Source organism: Streptomyces tremellae (assembly GCF_039540215.1).
Taxonomy (GTDB): domain Bacteria; phylum Actinomycetota; class Actinomycetes; order Streptomycetales; family Streptomycetaceae; genus Streptomyces; species Streptomyces tremellae.
In genome coordinates, this window is record NZ_BAABEP010000007.1 from 89,769 (window position 1) to 104,427 (window position 14,659).

General features: G+C 74.4%; 9 protein-coding genes. 5 read left to right on the plus strand and 4 right to left on the minus strand.

The annotated features are described in order from the left end of the window. Window positions 1-140 precede the first annotated feature (140 nt). From ABEA77_RS08300 to ABEA77_RS08315, 4 genes are all read right to left on the minus strand, one after another. A complete protein-coding gene (locus ABEA77_RS08300; protein ID WP_425588232.1) occupies window positions 141-653 on the minus strand; it encodes an ATP-binding protein in 513 nt (170 codons plus the stop codon). 355 nt (window positions 654-1,008) lie between these two features. Beyond that, window positions 1,009-1,779: an enoyl-CoA hydratase/isomerase family protein gene (locus ABEA77_RS08305; RefSeq protein WP_345643325.1), complete on the minus strand. Its 771-nt coding sequence runs from the start codon at window positions 1,777-1,779 to the stop codon at window positions 1,009-1,011. 100 nt (window positions 1,780-1,879) lie between these two features. Then, the gene (locus ABEA77_RS08310; protein ID WP_425588229.1) at window positions 1,880-3,160 is read right to left on the minus strand and encodes a L,D-transpeptidase; all 1,281 of its coding nucleotides are present in this window, start codon (window positions 3,158-3,160) and stop codon (window positions 1,880-1,882) included. Between the two features lie 229 nt (window positions 3,161-3,389). Continuing rightward, window positions 3,390-4,616, minus strand: coding sequence for a L,D-transpeptidase (locus ABEA77_RS08315; RefSeq protein WP_345643326.1), 1,227 nt, complete (start codon window positions 4,614-4,616; stop codon window positions 3,390-3,392). Between the two features lie 182 nt (window positions 4,617-4,798). Between ABEA77_RS08315 and glgX the strand changes: the two genes are divergently transcribed. The 5 genes from glgX to ABEA77_RS08340 all read left to right on the plus strand — a co-directional run bounded on the left by glgX (window position 4,799) and on the right by ABEA77_RS08340 (window position 14,616). After that, complete coding sequence (glgX, locus tag ABEA77_RS08320) at window positions 4,799-7,090, plus strand: glycogen debranching protein GlgX (RefSeq protein WP_345643329.1); 2,292 nt, start codon at window positions 4,799-4,801, stop codon at window positions 7,088-7,090. A 382-nt stretch (window positions 7,091-7,472) separates the two neighbouring features. Next, window positions 7,473-9,560: an ABC transporter ATP-binding protein gene (locus tag ABEA77_RS08325; protein ID WP_345643332.1), complete on the plus strand. Its 2,088-nt coding sequence runs from the start codon at window positions 7,473-7,475 to the stop codon at window positions 9,558-9,560. Continuing rightward, window positions 9,557-11,434, plus strand: coding sequence for an ABC transporter ATP-binding protein (locus ABEA77_RS08330; protein ID WP_345643334.1), 1,878 nt, complete (start codon window positions 9,557-9,559; stop codon window positions 11,432-11,434). The genes ABEA77_RS08325 and ABEA77_RS08330 overlap by 4 nt, the downstream gene beginning before the upstream one ends. A 422-nt stretch (window positions 11,435-11,856) precedes the next feature. After that, window positions 11,857-13,539: a M4 family metallopeptidase gene (locus ABEA77_RS08335; RefSeq protein ID WP_425588230.1), complete on the plus strand. Its 1,683-nt coding sequence runs from the start codon at window positions 11,857-11,859 to the stop codon at window positions 13,537-13,539. A 165-nt stretch (window positions 13,540-13,704) separates the two neighbouring features. Continuing rightward, a complete protein-coding gene (locus ABEA77_RS08340; RefSeq protein ID WP_345643335.1) occupies window positions 13,705-14,616 on the plus strand; it encodes a squalene/phytoene synthase family protein in 912 nt (303 codons plus the stop codon). Window positions 14,617-14,659 lie beyond the last annotated feature (43 nt).

Below are 14,659 nucleotides of genomic sequence, written 5' to 3' on the forward strand. Positions count from 1 at the left end.
CGGCCCGGACCTGGCAGTTCCCCCGCCCTGGCAAAGCGCGGACAAAGCCCGGCCCGACCTCTGAGCGTGTGCCCGGCGCCCGGCGCCGTACGCCGGGCGGGCCCGGCCGCGCCGGCGCCGGCGCGAGCCCGCCGCGGTGTTCAGCGGTCCTGGAGGCGCATCTCGAACCAGGTGCTCTTGCCGCGCGGCAGCAGGTCCACGCCCCAGCGGTCGGCGAGCTTGTCGACGAGGAACAGGCCGCGCCCGCTGACGTCCGTCGCCTGTACGGGCATCAGGCAGGGCAGGCCCCTTGAGGGGTCGCGCACCTCGATCCTGATCCACCCCCTGCGGCGCAGCATCCGCAGGCCGAAGACCCGGGCGCCGGTGTGGCGCACGGCGTTGCCGACGAGTTCCGAGACGAGCAGGACGGCGTGTTCCGCGAGGTCGGGGGAGAGCGACCACCGCCGCAGGACGACGCCGTGGGTGATGCGGCGGGCCACCGCTGCCGACTCCGGGAGGGACGCGAGGCGCACCTCCGCCTCGGTCGGGTCGCCGTACAACTCCAGCGCTTGGAGCGCCTGGTCGTCCTCGACGGCCGGCGTCCGCCGCACGGTGACCGCACCGCCAAGCCACCGCGGCTGCTCTACGTTCTCCAGGCCCGCCATGCCTCCCATCATGGCCGTCCGGACGGCGCCGCGTGGCCGTTCCGGAGGATTCCACCCCCGGAACGCGAGATTCCGCGCAATTGCATCGGCATATGCCAATGGCAGAACGGCCCCTTCGACACCCCGTCCGACCTGCTTATACGCCTGGATTTCGAGTGATGAGCGGCCCGCGAGACGGCCCGCCGTTAAGTTCCGCTTAAGGCACGCGGCGGCCGGTACGTCCGGAAGCTGAACCGGCGCGCGCGGCCACCCCGGGGCGGTACCGGGGTCACAGGGGGTTTGCGCCGGAGCATGCGCCGGGCGCACGCGGGGGGCTCGCGCGGCACCCTGCCGGGACACCGCCGCGGGCCCCCGCGCACCGCCGTCAGAGGAACTGCGCCTTGCCGGGGCCGTCCTCCACGAACGACCGCATGCCGCGCTCGCGGTCCTCCGTGGCGAACAGGCCCGCGAACCACGTACGTTCGAGCGCGAGGCCGGAGTCGAGGTCGGTTTCAAGGCCCGCGTCCACGGCCTCCTTCGCCGCGCGCAGCGCGATCGCAGGCCCCTTCGCCAGCCGTTCCGCCCACTGCTGCGCCTCGGCGTAGACGCTGCCCGCGGGGACCACCCGGTCGACCAGGCCGAGGGCGAGCGCCTCGTCGGCCCGGACCTGACGGCCCGTGAAGATCAGGTCCTTGGCCCGCGAGGGGCCGATCAGCCGGGCCAGGCGCTGGGTACCGCCCGCACCGGGAATCAGGCCGAGCAGGATCTCCGGCTGGCCGAGCTTCGCGTTGTCGGCGGCGATGCGGTAGTCGGCGCAGAGCGCCAGCTCGCAGCCGCCGCCGAGCGCGTAGCCGGTGACCGCGGCGACCACCGGCTTGGGGATCTTCGCCACCGCGGTGAAGGACTCCTGGAGGGCGCGGGAGCGCACGACCATCGCGGCGTGGTCCATGGCGCGCATCTCCTTGATGTCGGCGCCTGCCGCGAAGACCTTGTCACCGCCGTAGAGGATCACCGCGCGCACGTCCGCGCGCTCCCCCGCCTCCCGGGCGAGGTCACGGATGCGGTCCTGTACGTCTGTGTCGAGCGCGTTCATCGGGGGGCGGTCGAGCCGGATCGTGCCGACGCCGCCGGACACTTCGAGAGTTACCGTTGCCATACGAGGCAGGTTAACGCCCGCTAACGACGGCGGACCCGGCGCGCCCGCCCGCGGGGCTCCGGGTCCGCCGGGGGGCCGCCCGCGCGGGCGGCCCCCTGCCTCACTTCTTCCAGTCGGCCCAGGACATGTTCCAGCCGTTGAGGCCGTTGTCCGGCGCGACGGTCCTGTCGTGCGAGTTCTTCACGACGACCACGTCGCCGATGAGGGAGTTGTCGTAGAACCACGACGCCGGCGTGCCGTTGTGGCCGCCGCCGCGCCTGTCGTGCAGGCCGACGCAGCCGTGGCTGGTGTTCTGCGACCCGAAGACGCTCGTCGCGGCCCAGTAGTTGCCGTGGATGAACGTCCCCGACTGGGTGAGCCGCATGGCGTGCGGCACGTCCGGGATGTCGTACTCGCCGCCGAGGCCGACGGTCTGGCTGTCCATCCTGGTCACCGGGTCCTTCTCGCTGATGACCATCTCGCCCTGCCAGGTGGTGTGCCCGGGGCCGCCCGCGCTGACCGGGATCTGCCGGATCTGCTTACCGTCCCGCACGACCTTCATCGTGTGCTTGGCCGCGTCGACCGTGGAGACCTGGCTGCGGCCCACGGTGAAGCTGACCGTCTTGGCCTGCGTCCCGTACACGCCGGGCCTGCCCTGCACGCCGTCCAGGTCGAGCCTGACGGTGACCTTGGTGCCGGGCTTCCAGTAGTGCTCGGGGCGGAAGTCGAGGCGGTCGTTGCCGAACCAGTGCCCCTCGACGGGGACCGCGGGGTCCGTGGTGACCGTGACGGCCTTCTCCACGGCCTCCGGTTCTGTGATGCCGCGGGTGAAGCTGAGCGAGACGGGCATGCCGACGCCGACGGTCGACTTGTCCTCGGGCGTGTAGTAGCCGATGAAGGTGTTCTTCGGGGTGAGCGTGGTGAACGTGGTGTCCTTCGCGGACACCCGGCCCCTGGCGTCCTTCGCGGTGGCGTGCACGGCGTACCTGGTGGACGCGGCGAGGTGCCCGCTCGGCTGCCAGCTCGTGCCGTCGGCGGACAGCCTGCCCGCCACCCGCGCGCCCTTCGCGTCGCGCACCGTGACCGCGGTCAGCGTGCCGCGCTCGACGCGGACCCGCAGCGCGCCGGTCGTCGCGACGGACGTGGCGCCGTCGGACGGCGCGACCCTGACCACCGCCTGCGGGGCGTCGTCCTTCACCGTCGACGCGCCCGCGCCGGCCGGCGCCTTGCCGTCGTCGCCGCCGTCCTTGCCCGTACCGCCGCCCCCGCAGGCGGTCGCGGCGAACAACAGCGCGCCGACGACGAGGGCGAGCGGCCCTGCACCCCGCCGGGAGCGCCGTCGCGCCCGGGTCCCCGCCGCTTCGCCGGGCCGCCGCCCCGGCCGTACAGGTGGCTGCTTCACGTCGGTCGTCTCCCCTCGCACGGCCTGGCCCCCGCCACGGCCCGCACTCCCGCACGTGTCGAACGCACGCGCCTGGCGATAGATAATCACACCGAATACGGCGCCGCGTTCACCTGATTGTCACCGTTCGGTCCCAACCGGGGACCGCCCGGCGCGTCCCCGACGACGCCCCGACCACGCCCCGACGACCCCCCGACGACCCCCCGACGACAAGGACGTATTCCCCCACTCAGATGGCCGAACCCTGCTTCCAGGCAGGCCAGTCCAGGTTCCAGCCGCTGAGTCCGTTGTCCGGCGCGACGGTGCGGTCCGCGGAGTTCACGACCTCCACGACGTCGCCGATGAGTGTGCGGTCGAAGAACCAGCCCGCGGGGGTGGAGGAACTGCCGCCCTTGACGTCCCGCAGCCCGACGCATCCGTGGCTGGTGTTGCGGGACCCGAACGTCTCGGCGGGGGCCCAGTAGTTGCCGTGCAGGAAGGTGCCCGAGGTGGTCAGGCGTACGGCGTGGGGCACGTCCTTGATGTCGTACTCGCCGCCGAAGCCGACCGTGGAGCCGTTCATCCGGGTCACGTCGTACATCTCGGAGACGACCATCTTGCCGTTGTACGTGGTGCGGTTCGGGGCGCCCGCGGTGACCGGGAGGGTGGCGAGGAGCCGGCCGTCCTCGCCGCGCACGCGCATCGTGTGCGCCGCGGCGTCCACGGTGGAGACCTGGGAGCGGCCCACGGTGAAGCCGACCGTCTTGTGCTGGATGCCGTACACGCCAGGCGCCGCCTGGACGTCCCTGAGGTTCATCGCGACGGTGACCCCGGTGCCGGGCCGCCAGTAGTGCTCGGGGCGGAAGTCGAGCCGCCGGTCGCCGAACCAGTGGCCGGCGACCTCGACGGCGGGCCGCGCGGTGACGGTGATGGCACGCTGCACGGCCGCGCGGTCCCTGACGGGCCGGTTGAAGTCGATGGAGACGATCATGCCCGTGCCCACGGTGGCACGGTTCTCCGGGGTGAAGTAGCCGATGAAGCGGTGCGCGGGGACCTCGGTGGTGAAAGTGGTGTGCCGGGCCGCGCGGCGGCCCCCGTCGTCGACGGTGACCGCGTCGACGCCGTACTTGGCGGCGAGCGCGGGGTGGGCGCCGGGCAGCGGCGTCCAGGTGCGCCCGTCGCCCGAGAGCCGGCCGGGCAGGTCGACGGGGTCGGCGGCCTCGATCTGCCGGACCGCGACGCGTTCGAGCCGGCCCTCGGGGACGGTGACGCTGATGCGGTCGCCCCGGCCGACGCCCTTGGCGCCGTCGCGCGGTGTGACGCGGATGGAGTCGGCGGAGGCCGCACGGGGCGCTCCGTCCTTGCCCGCCGTGCCGGCGGGGCCGCCGTCGCAGCCCACGGTGCCCGTGAGGAGCGCGGCGGCGGCGAGGGCGAGGGCGGCGGCGCGGGCTGCGGCCCGCTGCGATAGCTGTCTCACGTCCCGCCCAACGACGGCCGGGCCCCGGGGGAAACGTGGGGCGGCGCAGGGCCACCCGGCCGCACGTGAGGGCGGGGCCGCTGAGGGGAAGAACACGGGGGACGACGAGCACGACAGGGGGCGGCCCGCGCGGGGCCGCCGCGCGGGCCCCCAGGGGCCGACGAGCCGCGGGAGGCCGGCAGGTGGCGAGCGCAGCCGAGCAGGACGAGTGGACCCGGGCGGCCGGGCGGGCCGGCGCGCCCGCGGCGGCGGCCGGGCGCCGCCCGCACCGGTACGGCGACCCGCGGTCGGTGCTGCCCGGCGGCCCCGAGCCGCTGGGCGCCCGGGTGGGCACGGGCCCCGGCGGCGCCGCGGGCACCGGCTTCGCCCTGTGGGCGGGCGGCGCGGAGGCGGTGGAGGTCTGCCTCTTCGAGGGCGAGGGGCCCGGCGCGCAGGAGACGCGGTACGCGCTGACGGAGCGCACCGAGGGCGTCTGGCACGGCTTCCTGCCGGGCGTGGGGGCGGGTGCGCGCTACGGCTTCCGGGTGCACGGCAGGTGGGACCCGTGGACGGGCGCCAGGTGGAACCCGGCGAAGCTGCTGCTCGACCCGTACGCGCGAGCCGTCGACGGCGAGTTCCGGCTGCCGCCCGAGGTGTACGGGCACGTGCGGGACTGGCCGCAGCGGCAGGTCGCCGACACGGTGCGCGACGAGCGGGACTCCGCGCCCTTCGTGCCGAAGGGCGTGGTGGTCGCGGACGGCGTGCCCGAGGCGGCGGACGGGTGGCTGCGGCCCGGCACGCCGTGGGCCGACACCGTGCTGTACGAACTGCACGTGAAGGGCTTCACCAGGCGCCACCCCGGGGTGCCCGAGGAGCTGCGCGGCACCTACGCGGGCCTCGCGCACCAGGCGGCGGTCGAGCACCTGCGGGAGCTCGGGGTGACGGCGGTGGAGCTGCTGCCGGTGCAGCAGTTCGCCCACGAGGACCATCTGCTGCGGCGCGGCCTGACCAACCACTGGGGCTACAACCCGATCGGCTGGTTCGCCCCGCACGCCGGATACGCGGCCTGCGGCACCCGCGGCGAGCAGGTCGGCGAGTTCCGCCGGATGGTGCGCGCGCTGCACGCGGCGGGCATCGAGGTGATCCTCGACGTGGTCTACAACCACACGGCGGAGGGCGGCGAGCTGGGGCCGACACTGTCGCTGCGCGGCGTCGACAACCGCGCGCACTACCGGCTCCAGCAGGACGCCCGCCGCTACACCGACGTCACGGGCTGCGGCAACACCCTGGACGCGGCGCGACCAGCGGCGCTGCGGCTGATCGCGGACTCGCTGCGGTACTGGGTGACCGAGATGGGCGTGGACGGCTTCCGCTTCGACCTCGCGGCCACCCTCGCCAGGTCGGCCGGCGGCGGGGTGGACATGGCGGGACCGTTCCTCGCGGTGCTCGCGCAGGACCCGGTGCTGCGGCGCGTGAAGCTGATCGCGGAGCCGTGGGACGTGGGGCCCGGCGGCTACCAGGTGGGCGCGTTCCCGCCGCCGTGGTCGGAGTGGAACGACCGCTACCGCGACGCGGTGCGGGACTTCTGGCGGGGCGCCGCGCCCGACGTGCGGGAGCTCGGCACCCGGGTCTCCGGGTCGAGCGACCTGTACGAGCGGGAAGGGCGCGCCCCGTACGCCTCGGTCAACTTCGTGACGGCGCACGACGGTTTCACGCTGCGCGACCTCGTCTCGTACGAGCGCAAGCACAACGAGGCCAACGGCGAGGGCAACAGGGACGGCACGGACGACAACAGGTCCTGGAACTGCGGCGCGGAGGGCGAGAGCGACGACCCGCGGGTGGCGGCGCTGCGCCGCCGCCAGCTGCGCAACCTGCTCGCCACGCTGCTGCTCTCGGCGGGCGTGCCGATGCTGGTCGCGGGCGACGAGATGGGGCGCACCCAGGGCGGCAACAACAACGCGTACTGCCAGGACAACGAGACCGGCTGGGTGGACTGGTCGCTGCTCGGCGACCCCGGCTGGGCCGCGCTGCGGGCGCTGGCGGCGCGGCTGCTGCGGCTGCGCGCGGCCCATCCGGTGCTGCGGAGGCGGGAGTTCTTCTCGGGGCGGCCCCGCGTCTCCGGCGGGCCGCCCGACCTTGCGTGGTTCAGGCCGGACAGCGCGGAGATGACGCAGGACGACTGGCACGGGCCCGCGTGCACGCTGGTGTTCTTCCTCTCCGGGGACGGCGCCCCGGGCCGGGGCGCGCCGGACGACGGGTTCCTCGCGGTCCTGCACGCGGGCCACGAGCCCGTGGACGTCCTGCTGCCGGGGCCACCGTGGGCCGAGGGGTACGAGCTGGTGCTCGACACCTCGCGGGAGGACCAGGGGGACGAGCCGGGCACCCGCCACCCGGGAGGTGCCCCCCTCGCGGTGCCGCCCCGCTCCCTCCTGCTGCTGCGGGCCCCGGGCACGGGCACGGCCCCGCGCAACGGTGCGGGCGGGCAGGGAAGTTGAGCGGGCCGGTGCGACGGGGGCCCGCCACCCGCGGGTCCTTACGGCCCATCGGGCCGGGCGCCACGGCCGCGGAGACGCCGTGCCGGGGGCGGGCGAAGGGGGCCGGCGGGCCCCGGCGGAAGGCATCCTCCCGGCGCGTCTCGACGAACGCGGTATGGCCTCTCTCGGCGCACGTCTCCCCCGCCGCGCGGCCTGGTCGAGGGCCTGCGACGTCGATGGCGGCGACCCGGTCGCACAGCCGCTGGCCCGATCGGCTGACGCGGGCCCCGGTCGGCGGATCCGCCCCGGCCCCGCGGGACACGGTGCGCGGTGGCGCGGGGCCGCCCTGATCCGGCGGAAAACCGCGTGAATGATGCCGGCGCGGGCCCGTAGTGTCGGCCGGATGTCCAAGAATCTGTCAGCCGCCGGTGAACGGTCGGCCGTGAGATCGCTGCTGCGGCTGTGGCCGTACGTCCGACCGGTGCGTGCGCGGCTCGGCGGGGCCGCCGTGGTGGCCATAGCGGCGTCCTGCATCGGCCTGGTCTTCCCGCTGGTGCTCAAGTGGATGGTCGACGGCCCGGTCAGGGACGGGGACTCGGCGGGGATCTGGCGCGGGGCGCTGTACCTGCTGCTGCTCGGGGTGGCGGAGGCCGGCCTCTTCGGCCTGCGGCGCTGGCTGGTGGCGCGCCGGCTCGCCGGGGTGGAGGCGGCGATGCGTGCCGACCTGTACCGGCACCTCCAGCGGCTGCCGGTCGCGTTCCACGACCGGTGGCCCTCGGGGCAGCTGCTGTCGCGGGGGACGACCGATCTGATGCTGGTGCGTCAGTTCCTGGCGTTCCCGCTGACGTTCCTGCTGGTCAACGGCACCACGATCCTGGTCGGTTGTGTGATCCTGCTGGTGCAGGACTGGTCGCTCGGCCTAGTGCTGCTGATCCCCGTGCTGCCGTTGATGATCGTGTGCTCGCTGTTCGAGACGCGGTACGCGCTGGTGGCGCGGCGCGCCCAGGACCAGGTGGGCGACGTGACCACGGCGGTCGAGGAGGGCGTGCTCGGCATCCGGATCGTGAAGGGCTTCGGCCGCCACCGCAGCCAGGCCCAGGCGTTCCGGGAGCTCGCCGCGAGGGTGCGGGTCACGGAACTGGCGAAGGGGCGGCTGCTCGCACGGCTGTGGGCCGTGATCACGGTCGTCCCCGAACTGGCCATCGCGGCGGCGCTGGTCCTCGGCACGGTGCAGGTCGCGGACGACGGCCTCTCCGCGGGCACCCTGGTCGCCTTCCTCTCGACAGCGCTCGCGCTGCGCTGGCCGGTGGAGTCGATCGGCTTCATGCTCGCGATGAGCCAGGAGGCCGCCACCGCGACGGAGCGCTTCTTCGAGCCGATGGACGCGGCGGAGGAGGCGGACGCGCCCGCCCCCGGGCCCGCTCAGGACGCCGGCGCCGTCCCGGGCGTCCCAGGCGTCCCGGGTGCGCCGGGTGCGGGCGCCCGGCCGGGCGGGCTGCGCTTCGAAGGCGTGGTCTTCCGCTATCCCGACGCCCCGGCGGACGCCGCCCCCGTGCTCGACGGGGTCGACCTTGAGGTGCGCGGCGGCGAGACCATGGCGCTCGTCGGCGCGACGGGCTCGGGCAAGACGACACTGACCGCGCTCGTGCCGCGCCTGCACGAGGTCACGGCGGGCCGCATCACGCTGGACGGCGAGGACATCGCGCTGATGCCGCGCGAGCGGCTGCGGCGGCTGGTGTCGGTGGCGTTCGAGGAGCCCACTCTCTTTTCGGCGAGCGCCGCGGAGAACGTCCTGATGGGCATGAACGAAGAAGACACGGCAGACACGGCAGACACGGAAGGAACAGAGGGAACGGAGGGAACGGAGGGAACAGCGGGCACGGAAGGCGATCTGGACCGGGCACTCGACATCGCGCAGGCCGGTTTCGTGCACGCGCTGCCGCAGGGCGCTGACACCCAGGTCGGCGAGCAGGGCCTGAGCCTGTCGGGCGGCCAGCGCCAGCGCCTCGCGCTGGCCAGGGCGGTGGTCGGCAGGCCACGCTACCTGGTGCTCGACGATCCGCTCTCGGCGCTCGACGTGCACACCGAGGCGCTGGTGGAGGCCGCCCTGCGGCGGGTGCTGAGCGGCACGACCGCGCTGGTGGTGGCGCACCGCCCCTCGACGGTCCTGCTCGCCGACCGGGTGGCCCTGCTGTCGGGCGGCCGGATCACCGCGGTCGGCACCCACCAGCAACTCCTGCGCGAGAACGCGGAATACGCCTGGCTGATGGGGGGCGCGCAGGACCCGGCAGCGCACGACACGGCAGCGCAAGGCCCGGCAGCGCAAGGCCCGGCAGCGCAAGGCCCGGCAGCGCAGGACCCGGCAGCGCACGATCCGGCCACGGGCGCGGCGCCCGCGATGCCGGCCCAGCAGGCGGAGGCGGCGGCCGGGTCCGGGGCGGACGCGACCGCAGACGAGCGGGTCCTCTCGGACCAGGAGGGGGCACGATGAGCACGCCGACGACGACCGAGGTGCCAGGCGGCAGCCGGCCCGAGGGCGCGGGCCCCGCGGCCGCCGCGGCGGCCGCGGGGCAGGCGGACCCGTTCGACCGGGACGCGCTGCCCGCGCCGCCCGGCGCGACCCGCGCCCTGCTCGGCTCGCTGCTGCGCCCGCTGCGCCGCGGGGTCGCGCTCACCGTCGTCCTGCTGCTGGTCCAGCAGGCCGCGGCGCAGGCGGGCCCGCTGCTCGTCGCGTACGCCATCGACCACGCGGTGCCCGCGCTGCGGCACGGGCGGTACGGACCGCTCGTCGCGGTCGGCGTCGGATACGCGCTGAGCGCGGTGCTCGCGGGCTGGTTCCAGCACGGGTTCATCCAGTCGTCGACGCGGGTGAGCCAGGCGGGCCTGTTCGACCTGCGGGACCGGATCTTCCGGCACGCGCAGGCGCTGAGCGTGGACTTCCACGAGCGCTACACGTCGGGCCGGCTGATCTCCCGCTCGACCACGGACGTCGAGTCGCTGCGCGAGCTGCTGGGCGACGGCCTCCAGGAACTGGTCGCCGTCATCCTGTCGTTCGTGTACATCGCGGGCACACTGCTCTGGCTCGACCCGGGCATCGGCGGGCTCGCCGTGCTGTCCTTCGTGCCGCTCTCCCTCATGGTGCGCCTCTACCGGCGGCGCGTGGGGCGGGTGTACGGCCGCAGGTCCACCGCGATCGCAGCGGTGATCGTGAAGTTCGCGGAGACACTGAACGGCATCAGGCCCGTGCGCGCCTTCCGCCGCGAGGCCGTCAACGACGCGGAGTTCGCGGGTCTCAACCGGCGCCACGAGCGCAGCAACGGCGACGCGCTGCTGGAGATGGCGCGGTACGTGATCGGTTCGCGGCTGATCGCCAACACCGCGATCGCGGGCATGGTGCTGTGGGGCGCGTACCGGGTGGCGGGCGGCACGCTCGAACTCGGCGTGCTCGCCGCCGCCGTGCTCTACCTGCGGCGGCTGTACGACCCGATCGACCGGCTCGGGATGTTCCTCAACTCCTACCAGTCGGCGGTGGCTTCACTGGAGAAGATCGCGGGGCTGCTCGCGCAGGAGCCCGGGGTTCCCGAGGCGGCCGGGCCGCGCCCGCTGCCGCCGCGCGGCACCGGTGTGCCGGGCCGTGAGGTCGTCTTCGAGGGGGTGGGCTTCGGCTACCGGACGGGCGGCGAGGTGCTGCGCCCGTTCTCGCTGCGGATCCCCGCGGGCCAGACCGTCGCCGTCGTGGGCGCGACCGGCGCGGGCAAGTCGACGCTGGCGAAGCTGCTCGCCCGGTTCTACGACCCGACGTCGGGCCGTGTCCTGCTCGACGGCGTGGACCTGCGCGACCTGGACACGCCCGAGCTGCGGCGCGGTGTGGTGATGGTGACACAGGAGGCGTTCCTCTTCTCGGGGACGATCGCGGAGAACATCGCGATCGGCCGCCCCGACGCGTCGCGGGCCGAGGTCGAGGAGGCGGCGCGGGCGATCGGGGCACACGACTTCGTCGCGGGCCTGCCCGACGGCTATGACACGGACGTGCGCAAGCGCGGCGGCCGGATCTCGGCGGGGCAGCGGCAGTTGGTGGCGTTCGCGCGTGCCCTGCTCGCCGACCCCGCGGTGCTGATCCTGGACGAGGCGACGAGCTCGCTCGACATCCCCGGCGAGCGCGCCGTGCAGCGGGCGATGGACACGGTGCTGCGCGGCAGGACCGCGGTGGTGATCGCGCACCGGCTCTCCACGGTGGAGATCGCCGACCGGGTGCTCGTGATGGAGGACGGCAGCATCGTCGAGGACGGCTCCCCGGCCGAACTGACCGCCGGCACAGGGCGCTTCGCCGGCCTGCACCGGGCATGGCAGGAGAGTCTGGCCTGACCCCGGGCGCGGGTCCCGCCGCGGGCCGCGCCCCACCCTGCCCGGGTGCCGCCGCGGGCCGCGCCGGCCGGTCGTCCCGCCATCCGGCGCGGCCGGATTCTTTCGGTCGCACAGGAAGGTGTGCGGGGGCGGCTCCGCGGTGTGCGGGGGCCGCGGGGCCGCGCCGCTGTGTCCGGGTTGCGCACCGTTTCCCCCGGGGACGCACGGGGGCTGTAACAGCGCCGCAACACCCCGCTCCCGTCCGGGCGTTCGAACACGACCGTCGCTTTCCGGTCAACAAATTGACGCGCTCCTGACAACAACATCACTCCCCTGCGAGTCTTCCTGCGTTCGGCAAAAGTTCTTCATGCCCACGCCAAGAACTCCGCCGGACGACGGGCGCCGACCCCGCGTCCGCAACCCCCCTCGCACAAGGAGACAGCGTGAGATCCACGCCCAAACGCCGCGCCGTGACCACCGGTGCCGCCGTCGCCGCGGCCGCCCTCCTCGCCGCCGCCCTCCAGACCGGTACCGCCTCCGCGGGCGCGTCGAGCGTCCAGGGCACCGCGCCCGCCGCGCTGGTCGCGGCCGGCCAGGACGCCAGGCCCGGCGCCCTGCCCCGCGAGCTCACTCCCTCGCTGCACGCCAGGCTGATAGCCGAGGCCGAGAACGGCACCGCCGCACAGGCGCGGCAGCTCGGGCTCGGCCCGCAGGAGAAGCTGGTGGTCAAGGACGTCGTCCAGGACGCGGACGGCACCACGCACACCCGCTACGAGCGCACCTACCAGGGGCTGCCCGTCCTCGGCGGCGACATGGTCGTGGCGACCTCGTCGGCCGGCGCCACGAAGTCCGTCGACAAGGCGTCCAAGGCGTCCCTCACGGGGGTCTCCACCACCGCGGACGTGGCGCCCGCCGCCGCGAGCAGGCAGGCGCTGAGCGCCGCCGCTGCCGCCGGCTCCGCCCAGAGCGCGCCGGACGCCGCGCCCCGCAAGGTCGTGTGGATGGCCCAGGGCGCGCCCCGCCTCGCGTACGAGACGGTCGTCGGCGGCTTCCAGGAGGACGGCACGCCCAACCAGCTGCACGTCGTCACCGACGCCGCCACCGGCGAGAAGATCTTCCAGTGGCAGGGCATCGAGACCGGTGTGGGCAACACCGAGTACAGCGGCCAGGTCACGGTCAACTCCGTGAAGTCCGGCTCTGCTTACCAGCTGACGGACACTCCGCGCGGCGGGCACAACACGTACAACCTCAACCGCGCGACCAGCGGCAGGGGCACCCTCTTCTCGGGCCCCGACGACGTGTGGGGCAACGGCGTCGGCACCAACACCGAGACGCCCGCCGCGGACGCCGCCTACGGCGCCGGGCTGACCTGGGACTACTACAAGGACGTGCACGGCCGCACCGGCATCAAGGGCAACGGTGTCGCCGCGTACTCCCGGGTCCACTACAGCAGCGGCTACGTCAACGCCTTCTGGGACGACTCCTGCTTCTGCATGACCTACGGCGACGGCGCGGGCAACAAGGCGCCGCTGACCGCGATCGACGTGGCCGGGCACGAGATGTCCCACGGCGTCACCGCCGCCACCGCGGGCCTGGTCTACTCGGGCGAGTCCGGCGGCCTCAACGAGGCCACCTCGGACATCTTCGGCACCGCCGTCGAGTGGTACGCCAACAACACCACGGACCCGGGCGACTACCTGATCGGCGAGAAGATCGACATCAACGGCGACGGCTCGCCGCTGCGCTACATGGACCAGCCGAGCAAGGACGGCGCCTCCGCCGACTACTGGTCCTCCAGCACCGGCAGGCTCGACGTGCACTACTCGTCCGGTGTCGCCAACCACTTCTTCTACCTGCTGTCCGAGGGCAGCGGCGCGAAGACCGTGGGCGGCGTGAAGTACAACTCGCCGACGTCGGACGGCAAGCCGGTGACCGGCATCGGCCGCGACAAGGCCGAGCAGATCTGGTTCCGCGCGCTCAGCACCAAGTTCACCAGCAACACCAACTACGCGGCGGCCCGCACGGGCACCCTCGCCGCAGCCGCCGACCTGTACGGCAACGGGTCGGCCGAGTACACCGCGGTGGCCAACGCCTGGGCCGCCGTCAACGTGGGCGCCCGCCCGTAGGCCCCTCCTCCCCGGTACCCGCGGGGAGCGCGCCACCGGAGCCGACCGGGTCCACCCGACCCGGTCGGCTCCGCCGTGCGCGGACGCGCCGCCGGCGCTGGTTACCCTGGGCGGTGTCCGTGGCCCGCGACCGGGCCAGGCCCCCTCACCTCCTGGAGTCGGTCCGTGCGTTCGTGGCGTCGTTGTCTGGATCTCGCGGGGGTGCGGTCCGCCGGGCTGCGCGCCGACTACACCGCCGCCGCGCGCTATCTGCGGCGGCGGGAGCCCGCCCTGTACGGCGTGGTGCGCCTCCAGGCCCCGGCCGGCTTCCTGCCGCACGCGCTGACCGGCGCCTCCATGCTCGGCTTCACCGACGACGTCTGCGACAACGGCTCCCCCGCGGACCGCGTGCGGCAGCTCGACGCCTGGACGGGCCATGTGACCAGGGCCCTCGACACGGGCGACTCGCACCACCCGCTGCTGCGGGCGTTCGTGCACTCGGCGGGCGAGGCGGGCCTGCCGAGGCACTGGTTCGACACCTATCTGGAGGGCACCAGGATCGACCTGGAGTTCCCCGGCTTCGCCGACGAGGCCGCGTACCAGCGCTACATCGACACGCTGACCTGGCCGGGGATCATGCTGAGCACCGGCCTGACCCCGAACCTGGTGCCGGACGACGACTTCGCCGCGTCCTGCCGGCTCGTCGCGGACGCCTGCCAGCGCACGGACCTGCTGACCGATCTGACCTCGGACGTCGCCGAGGGCCGCTTCGCCCTGCCGCGCACGGACCTGGAGCGGTTCGGCGTCAGCCGCGCCGACCTGGAGCAGGGCCGCGCGACACCCGCCGTGCGCGAGCTGGTGCTCGCCACCGCGGACAGGGCCCGCACGACGCTGCTCGCGGCGGGCCGGGTCGTCGCCGAGGTCCCTGCCGACTACCGCCCGCTGGTCCGGGTCCTGCTCGGCCTCTACCACCACCGCCTCGACGTCGTCGGCGCGATGGGCGCCGACGTCGTCCGCCGCCCGGTCCGGGACAACCCGGCCGACTGCCTCCGCCTGGTGGCCCAGGCCCGCAGGGAGCCCCTGGCGCTCTCCGCCTGAACACCGCGTGGCCCGCCGCCCGTCCCGTAGGCGAGGTACGGGC

What these genes read in the sequence shown, in the direction of transcription:
- ABEA77_RS08300 (WP_425588232.1), bottom strand. Translation starts at nt 653, where the DNA reads ATGGGAGGCATGGCGGGCCTGGAGAACGTAGAGCAGCCGCGGTGGCTT.
- ABEA77_RS08305 (WP_345643325.1), bottom strand. Translation starts at nt 1,779, where the DNA reads ATGGCAACGGTAACTCTCGAAGTGTCCGGCGGCGTCGGCACGATCCGG.
- ABEA77_RS08325 (WP_345643332.1), top strand. Translation starts at nt 7,473, where the DNA reads ATGTCCAAGAATCTGTCAGCCGCCGGTGAACGGTCGGCCGTGAGATCG.
- ABEA77_RS08330 (WP_345643334.1), top strand. Translation starts at nt 9,557, where the DNA reads ATGAGCACGCCGACGACGACCGAGGTGCCAGGCGGCAGCCGGCCCGAG.